Below are 15,055 nucleotides of genomic sequence, written 5' to 3' on the forward strand. Positions count from 1 at the left end.
ATTTATATTGAGTTATTTTTTTGATTTTCAGCTTATGAAAGCAAAAAAGAGTGACCCCAATGAGTGACACCTGTCGATTATATTGGATGAGCAGGTGTGCGTCGAGTCAATGCGAATTCGCTTTTCGGATTCGAATTGCCGATTACAACGATTTTGAATGCAGGTAGTAGGCGGAGCATTCACCCCGCCTACATGACCGTGCCTCCCTTACCTATATGCCCGACGCATTCGTGCATGTCCAAGTAGTGCCGTTGAAATCAAACTCGCATAAATCACCGGCTAGCTCACAGTCGCGAGCATATTTTTCGTAATCAATATAAGCACGCACCGATTCAGGCACGTCGTTTAAATAGAACTCGTCAAACAGAGTTTCAGCGACGTCCCTCAGATTTCCTTCGGACAAATTCACTTCGTCCAGCTTGTCCAAAGCATTTTTCAGTTTGTAGCCCAAAACGTTGAGCAAATAAAACAAGGCTGTTTTTTCTTGGTCGCTCAGGTCTGCAATATCGTCAAACCATGTGTGCAAGTTGCCCTGGTTAATTCCACAAGCTGAAAATAACTCGCAGTCGTCACCATCTATAAACTGAATTTCAAACTCTTCCACGGGGTTGCCAAAAGCATCCAGCAGGCTTTCCGATTTCTCGGTGTATGCCTCCAGTGTGTCAAAGTAAAAACCAACTGCATCCAAGCTATAAGGCTGTGCGAAAAATGTGCTCATGGTGTTCTCTGCTTTCGTATCGTTTTTAGGCTGGTTGAGCCTGAAGTTGATTTTGACTTGCTCTGTTTTTGCAGACTTCACAACTCGTTTATCTGCATCATTTTTGAGTCGTTTCGCCTAAGCCACGAATGGCATGGCTGGACAAGAAGCAATGCAAGCAATTTGTCAAAATCGCAGTCGCAACGAAGTGAGAACCGATTGCAGAAAATCCCGAAGGGGAATGCTTGTTTTGATTCGCAGACATGCAAATCTTGGCGTTTTTAGCGAGACGGGGAAAAAGTGTTGCAGATAGATTGACGGGCAAAAACAGAGATGCCGTGGAAGGTGAATTTGCAGTTATGCCGTGGTGTGTTGCGAGGGTATCGTTATGGATTTTATTGCTGAGATTGAAAAATTAAACTAGATTGATCGTCAAGGTAAATTTTCCGTTAACCGATTTCTTTGAGGTGAGCTGCTATGAGTCCGAACGTAGATTGGTCGCTGGCACCGAAAGAAGCCTGCTGGTGGGCGATGGATGCAAATGGTCAGGCAAACTGGTTTCTGAAACCAAATGTGGCTGCATTTACTGATTTCTGGCTTTCGGAGCCAGTACCAGCACCAGACTTTGAATTTAAGGGAAATTGGCGCGAAAGTTTAACGCCGAGACAGTGTTGAAGCCGCTAAACGGGGCTTTTTTTGGGAGGAGGGCTGGAGGCAGTCACGTCTCTATATTTGCACCCAGCCTATTCCGGTTACCGAGTTTCATTTTCACTGTTGTAAAAACTCTTGATAGGATTTTTGCAGGTGCGGATGTGACGAAATAATTTTTTCGCAGAACTCAGGAAACTGTTCCAGAAATCGCATTAATGGATAACTATGTTCCCGTGCATGAAAGCCTTGGATATTGCACTCAATTGAATAGCTCGTCTTACGGTCATAGACTTCTATCTGAGGATAGATCAGTGCAATCCAAACATGGTCAACATTCGTATTAGTGTCGTCGTCAAATGGGGGCTGAATAATGGATTTAAAAAACGCGAGATAGGGTTCCGATATGGCGTTTGTAGAATTCGCAGTCATGGCAATAAGGGGAAGTCACTGGTGATCTGTACACTAGTGGAGTACCGTTTTCTGCGTCAACTGGAATTTAAAAAATGCGTCTATGCTGAACTGAAAAAACGCATGGGCATGCCGAACAATGGCAGTGACTGGACTTTTCTCTAAAAGAGCAGAACCGTAAGAACCAATGCCTGCAACACTCTTAGTACAAAACCCTTACTGGCATTAGCTTTCAGCCGAGTAGAACCATGAAAGCCTTATGTATTAATGGTTTTCAACGAAAAAACAGGTTCTGCTCGAATGACGGAAGTTAGGTACATATAAAAAGCGCAGTAGCCTTTCTGCTCTTTCTTCTTTATATAAATATTTAGAGTAGAACCGCAGAACCTAAGCCAAAAGCCTTATGTATCAAGGCTTTCAGGGTTCTACCCGAAAATTATTCAGGGCAGAACTGCGCAGAACCACTTATTTCAGCTGAGCGGCTGCTTCGGCCCGAGGCTTTGTAAAAACGTAAAAACACGAAAATTTTATGGGTAGGGTGACCATTCCCTATGTCGAGAAAATCGCGTAACGACCATTCTGAGCAGTCGATTTTTTCTCGCGCCGAAATTTTTTTGCGTTTTTACACAGCCTGACCCCAAGGCAGCCATTCGATTTTCTTTATTGATCGGCTGCTTGGTACCCATAAGTTACAGATAGAAATTCCGAAGTGTTCATTAAACTATCACAATAAGGGGGGGCAGGACACGACTTTGCGATCTCAACTAAAAAGAAGTTAAATTGGCTACGCATTTACAATTTAATTGTTTGCATTCTCAGAGAGACATTTTCCCTTTCTCTGCACTGACCTCAGTAAGTTCGTGTCATTCTTTGCAAAGTAAGCGCACATCAAATCTTCGCCATATTGAAGCCATATTTCCTGAGCCTCACGAGATTGCATGATCTTCAGTATCTTCAACGTTGACTGAGAATTAAAAAAACGCTCTGACGTGCGTTTGTCTTCAGGTGGAAAGTTGTTCATTGCACTTGCTAAGGCAACTGGATCCTTATACCTTTTAAATACATTTTCAACCAATTTTCCCGAAGGTGTAGCCATAAACTGAGTTGTCTGACGAACATCTTCCACAGTCAAATACCGATCTAGTAATGTCCCGACCTTAGCTGAAAACACATCGGCATCAAAATAAGTAAGCGATTTGTCTATTGCTTTAGCCTCATCTGGGCGTTGATTTCTTAATTCCTGCACCATTTGATGTGCGCCATATACTGCTCTTCCGGGTGCGTCAAAATATCGTGCAATCCTTGTTGTAGCTTCACTTGCATTTACATGGGCCGATTGTAGGAAGCTGCAAACAGCTAGTACATATAAAAATTTACAAGGCAGTCGCCTTGATAACGAAGAAACACTCCAATTTTTTTCGATCAGTTTCATATTCTTATTTAATATATTAAATAAATTTGACGCCGAGAACAGTACTGTAGGTGCCAATGATTTTTTAAACCAAACTGCCGATTTCAACTGACCCAGCGTAAAATCTTTGGAACTATTGCTACTCAGTCTTGCTGACCACTTACGTGGGGTACTGAAAATCGGCTGCGTGGGTCAATTCGACGTCAGCACCAACAGTATCGCTATAAGGCCGATTTCAACCGAAACATTTCCCCACTTTTTAACTTTATCTTTTAAATTAGTAAGCATGGAACTATTTTTTTGGTGCTGTTCCACGCCATTGATGTTCTGTTTGAGTTAGCTCCTGCTCAATTTTTTCCAGATCTGTAATAATTTTCGCGGACGAGCTTTCCAATTCAATCTCAAGTGAATTATTTTCAATTTCTTTAAGAGATATTCCTAGCGCCTGAATACGTGCTCCAGTTTGAGGGTGAGTATCCGTTGGGTGTGTAACGGCACTAGATAACACTTTATCAAAATGTTCTGGTCGCACCGACGATGAAGCTATTTCTGCATATAAGCGACTGATGTTTGTGTAAATCTGTTCTTGATAGTCTGGATTGGCTTTTCCGATAGTAATGGCATGCCAAATTGAATGCCATACTGGAACGAATGCTCCTATTTTTAGTAAAGCTGTTGACAAACTGTGTGGAGTTGACACCGATGCCCCTAACTTGTCTGCCATAAATTCTCTATCACGGCCAATTGCTCTTTCCGCAAACCCAAATTGCTCCATGAAAAATGACAATATCGCTGATGCAGGAAGCAGTGCAAGTCCATATCCATTACTTCTTGATGACACATGTAGAGCATCAAGAGCCTGTGATGTTCCAGCGTAAATCGGATAAAACTTCAGACTGAATCTCGTGTCGTCTCCACAGAAATGCCCTAACTCATGTCCAATAACAGCAGTTAATTCGTCGAGTGAAAGGATGCGCATTAGGGGTAATGACAAGTAGAGAGTTTCACCAACTTGTCGATCTGCAGATGGATAAGGAGTAACGTCGCTCGAGGTAACAAAAAAATTCGTATCCAGTCCAATGATGATGTTTGATGGGGGGATAGCACCAAGGCGAGTGGCTAGATTATTTACAAGATTCCAAAGTTCCGGTTGCATACTTTGTGAAACGACTTTGCCAAGTACATTTTTTGACACGCGCTTCGAAACTGACATCCCCTCTTTGATCATAAATAAAGAGCCAAGGACAGCCGCTAACAAAATGCCGCCGATTATGACGATATGGACTGTGCCAAGTACCATCGATTCAAAAAGATAGATTGCATATGCTGCAATTGCTCCTTGCAAAAGAATTAGAGCGAATAAGACAACGAGAATGAGTTTTATCGCTGGAGAAAAAGAATACAAAAGCAGGGAGCGATTAAATGATGCAACTCGTCCAAGGAGGAAAATTATTAAAAGAAGACCCAACCCGACACTTAGTGCACTAAGGCTAGCTTTTTGGAGCAGAAGAACATTGGAATCAGTTTCGCATATTGGGTTGATTTTTCCACTAGAGGAATCACAAAACTGATGAAATGACACTTTTCCAGCAGCGATCGCCTCTGTTCCTACGGATCCAAATTTAGTGATTACCGCGTGATTCCATTGATCTTGAAATGTATTATCCGCATACTTTCCTACCGCCCAACCAGTAAATGGAATGGCTGCAACTATCAAAATCAATAAAACTATACGCTTCATGAGTGCCTCATTTTTTAAAGTCCAGGACTTCGAGTTTGAAATTTTCAACAAATTGCAAGTTCAGGATGTGAACCGCCACTCGTCAACTTTGTATTTTTAAAAAACTAAAAATTTTTAAATACCTCGGCATAAAGAGTGTGCAAATTACTAGCATCTTCCATATATCTGTGAGATCAAGCGATGTTAATGAGATTCAGAAATTAAATTTCTAGAAAACCACCAACCGACAAATCCGAGAATGTACCCAAATATAACGGGGTAACCCGACTAGTCGCTCAGCGATCACCTCCGCCTCTGCCAGAGGCGGCGATGGTGTTTTTCCACCAGATACCAGCAGACGGCTGAATATGCCGTCCCGCCAGAGTTCATGCACCACCTCGCAAAACTCAGGTACGTCGTGGCGGGTCCAAAAAAGGAATCCGATATCCGAGGCGCACGCCGGAAATGACGGCATGACGTATTCGGCAATCCTCTGTAAATCGTCGTGTGATATAAATTCAATGACTGCAGTTGGTCGAAAAAAGGTAAACACCAATTGATGCTGCCGATTTGATAAGATAGCATTTTCGAGCACTTCCCAGCAAGGGATTCATGCTCACTGGTTTCAACCATCTGACGCTCTCGCATAGATATTCTGAGCAATGGCAGTGACTGGACTTTTCTCTAAAAGAGCAGAACCGTAAGAACCAATGCCTGCAACACTCTTAGTACAAAACCCTTACTGGCATTAGCTTTCAGCCGAGTAGAACCATGAAAGCCTTATGTATTAATGGTTTTCAGCGAAAAAACAGGTTCTGCGCGAATGACGAAAGTTAGGTACATATAAAAAGCGCCATAGCCTTTCTGCTCTTTCTTCTTTATATAAATATTTAGAGTAGAACCGCAGAACCTTAGCCAAAAGCCTTATGTAGCAAGGCTTTCAGGGTTCTACTCGAAAATTATTCAGTGCAAAACTGCGCAGAACCAATGGGTCTAATACTTAACCGTTGCAGGGAAGTCAAATCTTTGCAAATTTAAGTTGTACTAATTGAACGGAATTTGGAGTTTGTCAAAGAATGCTCGATTACGTTTTTTTGCATCGCCAAGCATTTTGTCGTATGACAAAATTTCAATGTAACAGCCACTATTTTTGTGAAAGAAAAAATACCCTTCATCGTCAGCCGTAGGTGTAAAGTCTCTGTCCGCAGCAATTTGTCGAATTTTCGGTGTAAGGCTACAAATTATATATGCGTAAAAAGGTATCCTCTGGCCATTAATCGTTTTTCCTTTAACACTCTTGGCTTCTCCATCCTTTATTTTCCTTACATAACGAAGAATTTGCTCTACTGGATCTTCGTCTTTGCTTGGATATTCATTTCGCTCCGGTCGCTTAAATTCGACAAGGACAATTGATTGAAATGCTTGCTCTGATTCTGAAAAGGCAGTTGGTGAATTGAATACGACGATATCTGGCTCGTCAGAATCCTCCAAATTTACAACTTTTAGTTTTCTTAATGCTATGTCAGAGCCTAAGTGCATATGGAAGGCAAGTCGTTCGTCAATAACCCAAAGATTCTGCTCTGCGAATGGAACGTCGTCTGAGGTAACACGCATAGGAAAAATTAGTTTATGCACCAATTCTTCTTTTGCATAGCGACCATCTTCTTGAAATTCAAGTGCTTTATCCAACAGTTCAAGAATGGTTCGTCTATGAATGACATATTTAGCTAAAGCAGCTTTCCCTAACTCATTTTCTTCTTGAATATAGCGGTCGTAAAGCTCTCTATACTGATCAGAGTCAGCAACAACATTACTTGAGAGAGTTGAAATTTGCTTCGCCTTTTCTCGATGTTCAACTTCTATTTCTCGTTGCACTTTGAAAAGTGCCAAATCTAGCGCATCATCAGACAAATGAGGTGGTACTAAATCAAGGTGTTCTTCATATCTTTCGTTTAAGATAAAACGATATTCAGGACCTTTATTTGCGACAAATTTTTCTACATTTCGAATTTTTTCAATTTTCAGTGTCGCCAAATATGGCGCGGCTACGCTCCTTATTTGAGCACCTACTGCTTTATAAAGCTCTTGCTTGGAAAGCTCTTCAATTAAATCTGTTTCTTCATCACGCATGAATAAAAAATCTGTGCGTTCGGAATTCACATTTTCATCTAAATATGGACCAGATATGTATGTAAGAAACACGAACGACTCGTCAGTATCGTCCAACAACTTAACGGTCAAATCTGATACTAACGAACTAGCTTTTTGTGTTCGTACTTCCCTTTGGTGAGCGCAATAAGAAACAGAGTGCTGTTTCGCTGAACTGGAGTGATATTTTACGATTCTTGCAATGAATGGCCATTCCTTAATCGTAAACTTTAACTCAGTGACCGATGACCGGATTTCATCGGTAAACATTTCATTCACGCTGAGTGAAGAATTTCCTAAATTATCATGCAACCAAATTTCTGGACAATTTCCTGATACAAAGTAGATCAATAAATGATCAATGATCTTTCGACTAATTGTCTCCAAATTTTTAGGGAAATGCTTTTGATATTCAGTTCGCAATGAATTCAATGCCACAACTGTTTGATTTCTATTTACCTTAGCTTCGGAAATTTTTTCATTTTCAATTCCGTTCGTCGTTTTTAAGAAATCAAAACTACGCTGATGCCATTCAACACCATCAGTATATGTGCTTACAATCGACGCTTTTTCAAACACTTTCAACCAAGTAAAACGACCAATACCTTTGTTTCCATTAGAAACTTTATTTGTGGAGTCGGAAAGAAAAAACGCCTGGAAATTTGCATCGTTAAATCCGACTCCAGTATCGGTAACAGTTATGTTTTGAATAGAAGAGGCGGCGTCTTCTATTCCTTTTAACCCTTGTTGGCGAACGTCGTGTTCTATGTGGACATCAATTCGACGCAGGTTTGAATTTGCCAGATTCGCCATCGCTTCAATTGAATTTACTAGGCATTCAAATAAAGGGATATATGGTTGAGTTCGTGGCAATTGAAGATTGTTAATCCTCCCGACAATATCTACCTGCATCCTGGATCTCCGTATTGTTAGCTGCCGAAAATTTTAATTACATACTATTAAAAATTAACATGAATTTAATGTAATGGCAATTTAAACAATTGCGGAAAATCAAGTAATTTCATTTTTCGGCGTTAATACAAATATCTCCCTCATTTAATTTTATCCAAGTGGCGCGAATGACGGAAGTTAGGTACATATAAAAAGCGCAGTAGCCTTTCTGCTCTTTCTTCTTTATATATATATTTAGAGTAGAACAGCAGAACCTAAGCCAAAAGCCTTATGTATCAAGGCTTTCAGGGTTCTGCTCGCAAATTATTTAGTGCAGAACCGCGCAGAACCAAAGCGAAGTTCTGAATAATGGCGATCAACCGTTTTATCATGTTTTATCAGTCAATCACCCGTGCCACCTCTGCACCGCAGGTTATGCACTGTCCCGTCAAAACGACTACCCCTGACTTGACCGAGCCAGAATAATTTACGATCGTGGTTTCTCCCCCGCATTGTCCGCAATAGACATTCGCAAGCAACTGACTGCGAATATTTTCAGGAATGTCCAACCAGAGTTTTTTAGCATTGGGGGTAAATTGCGGAAGTTGGGTAACGTTGCTCATCTGTTTAACTCCTACAAAATATCCCCAAGAAATTTCTCAACGACCTTCCTGTCTTTCGGATTGAGCTTGCCCATAGCCAGTGCGACCTTGCCGAATAAATCCAGCAAAACTGCCTTCTGACTGTCGCTTAAATCGTCCATGCGATTCAGCAGGGCTAATGCCTGGTCATTTACGTCAGGTGGGCTGATTTTCAGTAAATCGCCGATATCGCAATCCAGCAGTTTTGCTATCTGAGACAGGCGTGCCAGTGACGGGGCAATATGCCCGGTTTCAAGTCTGCTGACCGATTCTTTTTCGATGTCCATGTGCTCAGCGAGTTGTGCCTGAGTCCAGCCCTTGGCTTTTCTGCGAATCGCAATAATGCCGCCTACCTCTACGGCTATTTGCTTATTTGAACTTTTATCTGCTTGCGGCATGACATGCTCCGTCATATGGGAGCTGGAAGCATGATCTTTTTACGTCAACCTTGGAATGACTCAATGCGTTAATGTAAAATAACATAATAAGTTATTTTTAATTGATTTAATACGTCTATTCACCCTCATGGTGGCAAGTGCCGCCTAATCAAGCGAAAGGAAACAGCATGAATTGCCCTTATTGCCACTCGGAGCACACCAAAAAGCTATCGGCTATTTATCAGGCAGGCACCACGGTTTCCAGCGGAACGGGTTTTGCTATCGGTTCTCAGCCTGGTCAGTTCGGTACGGTCAATACGACCATTATTTCCAGAACGATCGATGCGGAAAACGCCAAAGCACCGGAGAAAATGAATTACTCCAATATCTTCGTCGCGCTGATTGTGTGGATCGTCCCCATGATCGGTTTGGGGATGGTAGGCAGCCGCTTTGTGCCTGTTCCATTCCTGCTGGCTATGGCATACGTGATTTATCAATTCCCTGCCATTTATCACCAGCGGAATTCGGTCTATCCGGAGTTAATGCGTTTCTACAGCAGTTCCAGCAAGTGCATGAAATGCCATGCGACCTTTCAGGAAAACTTTGAATGGAATCCTGCCATCTATGACTGGTCATGGAAGAAATTTATTCACGATCATTTTCTGTTCACAAAAACATCCGTTTTGCTCATGGGGATTGGTGCCGCCTTCGCCCTCTATCCCTTCGTCCTGAATTTCGTGCTGGTGCATTCCCTGCCTTACTTGGCAGGGTATTTCTTTGAATTTTCTGTGGCAACCCTGCTGATTACTTCGGGTGTGATTACTGCGAAAAATGCCAAATTAAGAACGATCGTTTAACTCTCTCCGATTTTCCCGTAGCACTTTTCAATCACTTTTTCAATTTAAAGGAAATCATATGAAATTCAATGTCGCAGTAACGGCTTTAATCGTCTGTGCCTTGTCGGCATGTGGTGGCAGTGGAAGTAATACCTCCAGCACAAATTCTGGCAATGGTTCAGGAAGTGGAAATACGGGTGGCGGTTCTGGTGGCGGCACAAAATCCGCTACCGTTACGACCTATCTGGGATTTAATTATTTGCAAAACCTGAATCCCGCAGCAGCCTATACCGCAACTTACACGGACAACGGACTGGGAGTTGCAGGGACTTTGAGCTTTGGCACTCCCGCAGTGAGTGTGACGATGACCCCCAATGCCAATGGTGACGGCGGCATTGCCTACGGTTCGCCTGTGACGGCTGGCGTTGCCGTTGCCAGCAATTCAAAGGATAGCAATTTGCCTGCGGTCGCTATGATTTGCCAAAATATTTCGGGATCAAGTTCAACCAAATCCACCGACGTGCTGGTCACCAGTACTGCCACCCAACTTACCTCGGCAAGCAGTCTTGCGAATCAAACTTTCACTTTCTTCCGTGAAGATTGTTCGCAAGGTGGAACGAATCCGCCAACAACAAGCGGGAATGCTTTGGCATTTGACGCAAACGGCAATGTCACAGTAGCTGGAACCGCGACGATTTCTTCGCCAACAATTTCAGCGAGTACATTTACGTTGGCTTTGAACGGGCAAGCTATCTATGACGCAACAGCAGGTAAATATACCGTGTTTAATGCCTTTAGTTTTGTTAAACCGAACGGTTCAACAGGCTATGCGATTGTTGAGCATGATGCACCGACATTAAGCGGTTTGACTAAGGGTGTTATCTCAGTCTGGTCTCAGCAATAAAATTGATCAGGCTCGGCACATGATATGAGTTTGCGTGTGCATGTGCATGTGCATGTGCAGAGCCTATCCGTAGTGCGATTTATTGTGTGCCGGCATTAAGCCTGACATGAGCAAATGACAGTCTCTACGCCAAGGAGACGACAGAGTTTGCCAATCGCTTTTCATGACCAAACGGAGTGGTGTAAAAACGTTGCTCAATACCATATAACAATAACTTCAATTCATCATCAGTTGATATTTCGAATTTACTATCTTGCTTATTGAATTTCAGCTTTTGCTCGCAATAATTTTCGATGTAGAAATGAACGCCTGTTTTATCCTCGTCGGACATGGTGGCAAGTGTTGCCATAGCAAGTGAGATTCGCTTACGGTTTGGCTTAGAAACCTTGTCAGCGTTGTACTCACCAGCCAACTCAATGAATGGTTCATCCAAAAATTGGGTTACTTCGGCTTTAGTCGCTTCCTTATAGAGTTCGTCAATACCTTCAAAGATACTTGAGATGGTCGCTAAATTTCGAAAAATCAGCGAATCTGAAGCTTTGAAATAGACTGCATCGGGTTGCGAATTTATGACAAGACGATTCACTCCCTCTTCCACTTCTGCAACCTCCCCAAATACGATTGTCTTCCTGCGGATAAACAATGAAGGGCTGATCTTTTGAAAGTAAAAATCATCACCCTGCACAGAAAAAATATACGAAATTTTGTTGAACTGCGCTTTCTGCAAATCATCGTAATCTTTTGAGTCAAAATCATTTTTGAGAAAATCAATGCAATATTTTTTCTGAGAAAATTGCTCAAGCTTAAACCATGAATCCTCATCCAAATTATGATCGGGATTGTATGGAATACAGTTTGGCAAATTCACGATAACCGAATTGAAAAGGCTCTTGTCTGAAAGCAGTTTAAAAAACGGTTTCTTGCGCGGTCCTCTTACTTTTGCCAATACATAGTCCATGTTTACTCTCGTTCGATAAAGGTGTAATTATTGATTCGATATGCCATTGAAATGTCAATTTCATCTGGCTTTTTGTATTGGTGGCGACTAATCAAAAAAATAGCCGTGCCATTCCTGGTCTTGATGTTGTAGAACTCATAGCCAAAAATAAGAAACAGTGGGTTGAAATACAGTGCTTGAGATAAGAAGGTAAAAACAAATAACACGCCATAGACGAAACACAGTGTTTCCCAGTTCCCCACACTCAGCGCAACAAAGAAATAGCCCAAATAGCTGGGCAGAAAACTATTGTTTGCATGCTCTATACTTTCGACAGTGCCTTTTTTGAATTCATCTTTTCCAAGTCTGGAACTCACAAGAATACTTAAACCCGTGAGAAACACAGGAACCAAAAAATAAACTAAATAGGATATTGCATTCGGAAGCTGTACCAACCAAGGTTGACTCTTAAAAAAACAATCCAAGGTAAAGCTTTTTTGCACGAGAAAAATAATCACCAGCAATGATGTGGCATTAAAGGTCAACAACAGCCTGAATGCGATATTCATCATTTCACTGTCACTTTTTCGTTAATTTCAATAGCTGAAAACCAATTTTTTAAGCACATAAATTGTTAATTTTCTTTGATAAACATGGATTTAAGTGCATAGTTAATTTTATACCATCATTGCAATGATACAAACGATTTAAGTGGAATCGTGATAGATTTCTATGGAGTGCACAAGATTTTTGAACAAATTTTAGACAACAATTACACGGAAAGCTGAAATGCCTTCATATACCAAGACAATATTGTGTCTGGCGAATTCTATTAAACACTATCCATTGCGCTGCATTGCCGGCCGGGAGGTAACGCAAAATGGAATCCATGGCTGGGTTCGTCCTGTCAGTCCAATTGCTGGACAGGAGGGTGCGATTCCCCCTCAGTCGAGTTTGATGACCAACGGTCAACAAATTGCGCCGCTTGATTTTGTTACAATATCTTTTACTGGGCATCAGCCGCACGGCTGCCAAACGGAAAACCACCTCATAGATGGCCAGCCTTGGGTAAAAGTAAGCGTACTCACACGTGCCAACATTACACCCTATATCCAAGATGTCCCAGACTTATGGAATTTTGGAAACTCTACTTATAACGGTGTGAACGATAAAATTTCTCCGCAAGAGTTTGCAGTATTCGGTGATTCCCTTCGTCTAATTTTGGCGGCTGATTTCACCTATGCTGTCAATATGGAGGGATACCAAGCTTATCCGCAGAAGCGCAAGTTGCGTGGTACGTTTACCTACAAAGGCATAAAATATACCTTGAAAATAACCGATCCAGTATTATGCGCAAATATTGCTGCCATGGAGATCGGGAAAATTTATGCTCAACCAAATGCTGTTCTCTGCGTGAGTATCACTGACATTTATGCGCCAGCAAATGCTCACTTCAAGCTCATAGCCGCAGTTTTTTAACCAGCTAGATTTTTCAGGATCATTTAATGGACGATATCGGAGTTGTTGCAACAATCGGATTTACCGAGAAGAGTGCGGAAAAATTTTTTTCACTTTTAAAGACTTCGAACGTCAAGAGAGTTCTTGATGTTCGTCTTAACAATACGTCCCAATTATCAGGCTTTGCCAAAAGAGATGATCTTAAATATTTTCTTAAGACCATCGCCAATATTGATTACGTGGAAATTCCGGATTTAATGCCCGATGGTGGCTTGTTGAAGGACTACCGAAATAAAGTCATCGATTGGAACTACTATGAATCGAAATACATTGAACTTCTTGACCGACGGTCAGCGGAAAAAAAACTAGACAAGAGCATTTTTGAGGGCGGGTGTTTGCTTTGCAGCGAACATAAGCCGCACCAGTGCCATCGAAGAATCGCGATCGAGTATCTCAATGCGAAATGGGACACGCCATTACCAATCAAACATTTGCTGTAAACCGACATGGAATCAACCCAAAAAAAATTGCTTATAGGGCTTTCAAAAGGCTTCCGATACAAAGAATTGTTCGGTAAAAAAATAGCCCGGATCACGGCAGTTCTGGATTTAGATAGTCTTCACGTAGACGTTATCCAAGACGACTATTTGATTGCAAAGAACTATTTCGATGCAATGCATATCCCTATAACATCCATCAAGAACTTCCCCCGACCGGCACTTAGCAGAAATTTGCTTGAGTATGACTATGCAATCATTTTCTGGGACGGGGATGATCTGACGAACATGGTACATGCTGCGAATCTTCTAAAAGTCCCGTTGCGACTAGTCCCCGTACAAATTACCAAGGTTAGAAACAAAGATCGGGACGAAGAATTCGACATCTATATAGGGCGAGGCACACCGTGGGGAAATCCATTTCCTATTGGGAAAGGAGGCACCGGTGATGATCGAGCAACGGTTATTGAGAAATACCGACAACATTTTAAGGAAAATGTGCTGACCGATCCAAAAATGGTTAATGCAATATTGGGGCTAAAGGGAACGAGGTTAGGTTGTCATTGTAGCCCTTTGCCGTGCCATGGAGACATAATTGCAGAGTTTCTTAATACTTACGAACATGGTAACTCAAATGAAGACGGTGAGTAATCATCGGAAATAGGTACTGTTCTACATTAAATTTTTAATCGTGGAATGTGTATCTGTTCTGCGCCACCAGCCTCCCCAGTGCCTGTTTTTTCTACGACATAGTTCTTAATTACATTACTGTCATTCGCAATCTTCAACGCAGGTCGGCAATCACGAATGACTTCCAGATTGGCTTTGCTCGGTTTGTAGCCGGTGATTTGTTCAGGGCGAAAAACACCAGATAAAACGGCTTCAAGAAATGCCTGTTCTTTGAAATGTTCACTGCCAGTGAGGTGTAATCCCTCCCAGCCCTTTTCCTTGGCAAGCTTGATCGCTACTTTGATTTCTTCCTCGGTGCCGTTCTCTATTTTGATTTGACTGCCGTAGTCAAATATTTTTCCACCGCCGATCAGATTGAGTTGAAAGCAAATGCCAATATCGGTTTCTACCTGGTCTACGCCAGTGCATTGCCCGTCAAATATCTCCAGCAAGATTGGAATGTAGGTGCGACTAAATAAAGCTTCGCGGTATTTTCTGTGATTCTTATAGTCGGTTGCATTCAAAAATAAATGCTTCGCTTTTTTTGCTTCCACAATCTCAGTTTTTAATTGTAAGCGCGAATTTCCCCGCACATAGCGCAAGAACTTAAAGAAGAGGAACATAGGTGTCCACTTATGGAGGTGGACACCTATGCAAGAGAATTGGAATGAGTCAGCGTTGCACCTGATCGTTACCGGCACCCGACGTGATGGCCGGCGGCGCTATGACCGGCAATCGAAACAAGCTCTGGTCAAGGCGTGCCTGCAGCCTGGCGTATCGTTGGCGGGCATGGCACTCAAACACGGCGTG

15 protein-coding genes are annotated in these 15,055 nt (G+C 42.1%); 6 read left to right on the forward strand and 9 right to left on the reverse strand.

What is annotated here, in order from left to right:
• Nucleotides 1–211: 211 nt before the first annotated feature.
• A complete protein-coding gene (locus tag H8K47_RS15290; RefSeq protein ID WP_186882270.1) occupies nt 212–799 on the reverse strand; it encodes an antirestriction protein ArdA in 588 nt (195 codons plus the stop codon).
• A 375-nt stretch (nt 800–1,174) separates the two neighbouring features.
• Between H8K47_RS15290 and H8K47_RS15295 the strand changes: the two genes are divergently transcribed.
• Entirely contained in the window at nt 1,175–1,372 is a 198-nt protein-coding gene (locus H8K47_RS15295) for a hypothetical protein (RefSeq protein WP_186882271.1), read from the forward strand.
• A 1,183-nt stretch (nt 1,373–2,555) separates the two neighbouring features.
• Here the strand turns inward: H8K47_RS15295 and H8K47_RS15300 are convergent.
• The 5 genes from H8K47_RS15300 to H8K47_RS15320 form a co-directional block, all read right to left on the reverse strand.
• The gene (locus H8K47_RS15300; protein WP_186882272.1) at nt 2,556–3,188 is read right to left on the reverse strand and encodes a hypothetical protein; all 633 of its coding nucleotides are present in this window, start codon (nt 3,186–3,188) and stop codon (nt 2,556–2,558) included.
• Nucleotides 3,189–3,459: 271 nt separating this feature from the next.
• Nucleotides 3,460–4,908 (reverse strand): M48 family metallopeptidase, encoded by a 1,449-nt coding sequence (locus tag H8K47_RS15305; RefSeq protein ID WP_186882273.1) that lies wholly within the window; start codon nt 4,906–4,908, stop codon nt 3,460–3,462.
• A 1,023-nt stretch (nt 4,909–5,931) separates the two neighbouring features.
• The gene (locus H8K47_RS15310; protein WP_186882274.1) at nt 5,932–7,947 is read right to left on the reverse strand and encodes a Shedu immune nuclease family protein; all 2,016 of its coding nucleotides are present in this window, start codon (nt 7,945–7,947) and stop codon (nt 5,932–5,934) included.
• 377 nt (nt 7,948–8,324) lie between these two features.
• Nucleotides 8,325–8,549 carry a hypothetical protein gene (locus H8K47_RS15315; protein WP_186882275.1) on the reverse strand — a complete coding sequence of 75 codons (225 nt, stop codon included), beginning with the start codon at nt 8,547–8,549 and terminating at the stop codon, nt 8,325–8,327.
• A gap of 11 nt (nt 8,550–8,560) precedes the next feature.
• Entirely contained in the window at nt 8,561–8,965 is a 405-nt protein-coding gene (locus tag H8K47_RS15320; RefSeq protein ID WP_186882276.1) for a helix-turn-helix domain-containing protein, read from the reverse strand.
• Nucleotides 8,966–9,132: 167 nt separating this feature from the next.
• Here H8K47_RS15320 and H8K47_RS15325 point away from each other — a divergent pair, with 167 nt between their 5' ends.
• The gene (locus H8K47_RS15325; protein WP_186882277.1) at nt 9,133–9,801 is read left to right on the forward strand and encodes a hypothetical protein; all 669 of its coding nucleotides are present in this window, start codon (nt 9,133–9,135) and stop codon (nt 9,799–9,801) included.
• A gap of 58 nt (nt 9,802–9,859) precedes the next feature.
• A complete protein-coding gene (locus H8K47_RS15330; protein WP_186882278.1) occupies nt 9,860–10,684 on the forward strand; it encodes a hypothetical protein in 825 nt (274 codons plus the stop codon).
• Between the two features lie 124 nt (nt 10,685–10,808).
• Here H8K47_RS15330 and H8K47_RS15335 read toward each other — a convergent pair whose 3' ends face one another.
• Together H8K47_RS15335 and H8K47_RS15340 are read right to left on the reverse strand one after the other, a co-directional pair.
• On the reverse strand, nt 10,809–11,642 hold the full coding sequence (locus H8K47_RS15335) for an ATP F0F1 synthase synthase (RefSeq protein ID WP_186882279.1): 834 nt from the start codon (nt 11,640–11,642) through the stop codon (nt 10,809–10,811).
• Between the two features lie 2 nt (nt 11,643–11,644).
• Complete coding sequence (locus H8K47_RS15340) at nt 11,645–12,193, reverse strand: hypothetical protein (protein WP_222612811.1); 549 nt, start codon at nt 12,191–12,193, stop codon at nt 11,645–11,647.
• Between the two features lie 217 nt (nt 12,194–12,410).
• Between H8K47_RS15340 and H8K47_RS15345 the strand changes: the two genes are divergently transcribed.
• From H8K47_RS15345 to H8K47_RS18190, 3 genes are read left to right on the forward strand one after another with little or no spacing between them, the layout of a single operon-like run.
• Nucleotides 12,411–13,100 carry a dual OB domain-containing protein gene (locus tag H8K47_RS15345; RefSeq protein WP_186882280.1) on the forward strand — a complete coding sequence of 230 codons (690 nt, stop codon included), beginning with the start codon at nt 12,411–12,413 and terminating at the stop codon, nt 13,098–13,100.
• Nucleotides 13,101–13,126: 26 nt separating this feature from the next.
• The gene (locus tag H8K47_RS15350; protein WP_186882281.1) at nt 13,127–13,579 is read left to right on the forward strand and encodes a DUF488 domain-containing protein; all 453 of its coding nucleotides are present in this window, start codon (nt 13,127–13,129) and stop codon (nt 13,577–13,579) included.
• A gap of 6 nt (nt 13,580–13,585) precedes the next feature.
• The gene (locus H8K47_RS18190) at nt 13,586–14,227 is read left to right on the forward strand and encodes a DUF4326 domain-containing protein (RefSeq protein WP_222612812.1); all 642 of its coding nucleotides are present in this window, start codon (nt 13,586–13,588) and stop codon (nt 14,225–14,227) included.
• A 26-nt stretch (nt 14,228–14,253) separates the two neighbouring features.
• On the opposite strand, the gene H8K47_RS15360 is transcribed toward H8K47_RS18190, so the two are convergent.
• On the reverse strand, nt 14,254–14,868 hold the full coding sequence (locus H8K47_RS15360) for an LPD7 domain-containing protein (RefSeq protein ID WP_186882282.1): 615 nt from the start codon (nt 14,866–14,868) through the stop codon (nt 14,254–14,256).
• Nucleotides 14,869–15,055: the final 187 nt, after the last annotated feature.

This window comes from Cognatundibacterium rugosum (assembly GCF_014284365.1).
Lineage (GTDB): Bacteria > Pseudomonadota > Gammaproteobacteria > Burkholderiales > Burkholderiaceae_D > Undibacterium > Undibacterium rugosum.

Coding starts and splice junctions, on each gene's coding strand:
- H8K47_RS15295 (WP_186882271.1), top strand. CDS start 1,175: ATGAGTCCGAACGTAGATTGGTCGCTGGCACCGAAAGAAGCCTGCTGG.
- H8K47_RS15300 (WP_186882272.1), bottom strand. CDS start 3,188: ATGAAACTGATCGAAAAAAATTGGAGTGTTTCTTCGTTATCAAGGCGA.
- H8K47_RS15305 (WP_186882273.1), bottom strand. CDS start 4,908: ATGAAGCGTATAGTTTTATTGATTTTGATAGTTGCAGCCATTCCATTT.
- H8K47_RS15310 (WP_186882274.1), bottom strand. CDS start 7,947: ATGCAGGTAGATATTGTCGGGAGGATTAACAATCTTCAATTGCCACGA.
- H8K47_RS15315 (WP_186882275.1), bottom strand. CDS start 8,549: ATGAGCAACGTTACCCAACTTCCGCAATTTACCCCCAATGCTAAAAAA.
- H8K47_RS15320 (WP_186882276.1), bottom strand. CDS start 8,965: ATGCCGCAAGCAGATAAAAGTTCAAATAAGCAAATAGCCGTAGAGGTA.
- H8K47_RS15325 (WP_186882277.1), top strand. CDS start 9,133: ATGAATTGCCCTTATTGCCACTCGGAGCACACCAAAAAGCTATCGGCT.
- H8K47_RS15330 (WP_186882278.1), top strand. CDS start 9,860: ATGAAATTCAATGTCGCAGTAACGGCTTTAATCGTCTGTGCCTTGTCG.
- H8K47_RS15335 (WP_186882279.1), bottom strand. CDS start 11,642: ATGGACTATGTATTGGCAAAAGTAAGAGGACCGCGCAAGAAACCGTTT.
- H8K47_RS15340 (WP_222612811.1), bottom strand. CDS start 12,193: ATGATGAATATCGCATTCAGGCTGTTGTTGACCTTTAATGCCACATCA.
- H8K47_RS15345 (WP_186882280.1), top strand. CDS start 12,411: ATGCCTTCATATACCAAGACAATATTGTGTCTGGCGAATTCTATTAAA.
- H8K47_RS15350 (WP_186882281.1), top strand. CDS start 13,127: ATGGACGATATCGGAGTTGTTGCAACAATCGGATTTACCGAGAAGAGT.
- H8K47_RS18190 (WP_222612812.1), top strand. CDS start 13,586: ATGGAATCAACCCAAAAAAAATTGCTTATAGGGCTTTCAAAAGGCTTC.
- H8K47_RS15360 (WP_186882282.1), bottom strand. CDS start 14,868: ATGTTCCTCTTCTTTAAGTTCTTGCGCTATGTGCGGGGAAATTCGCGC.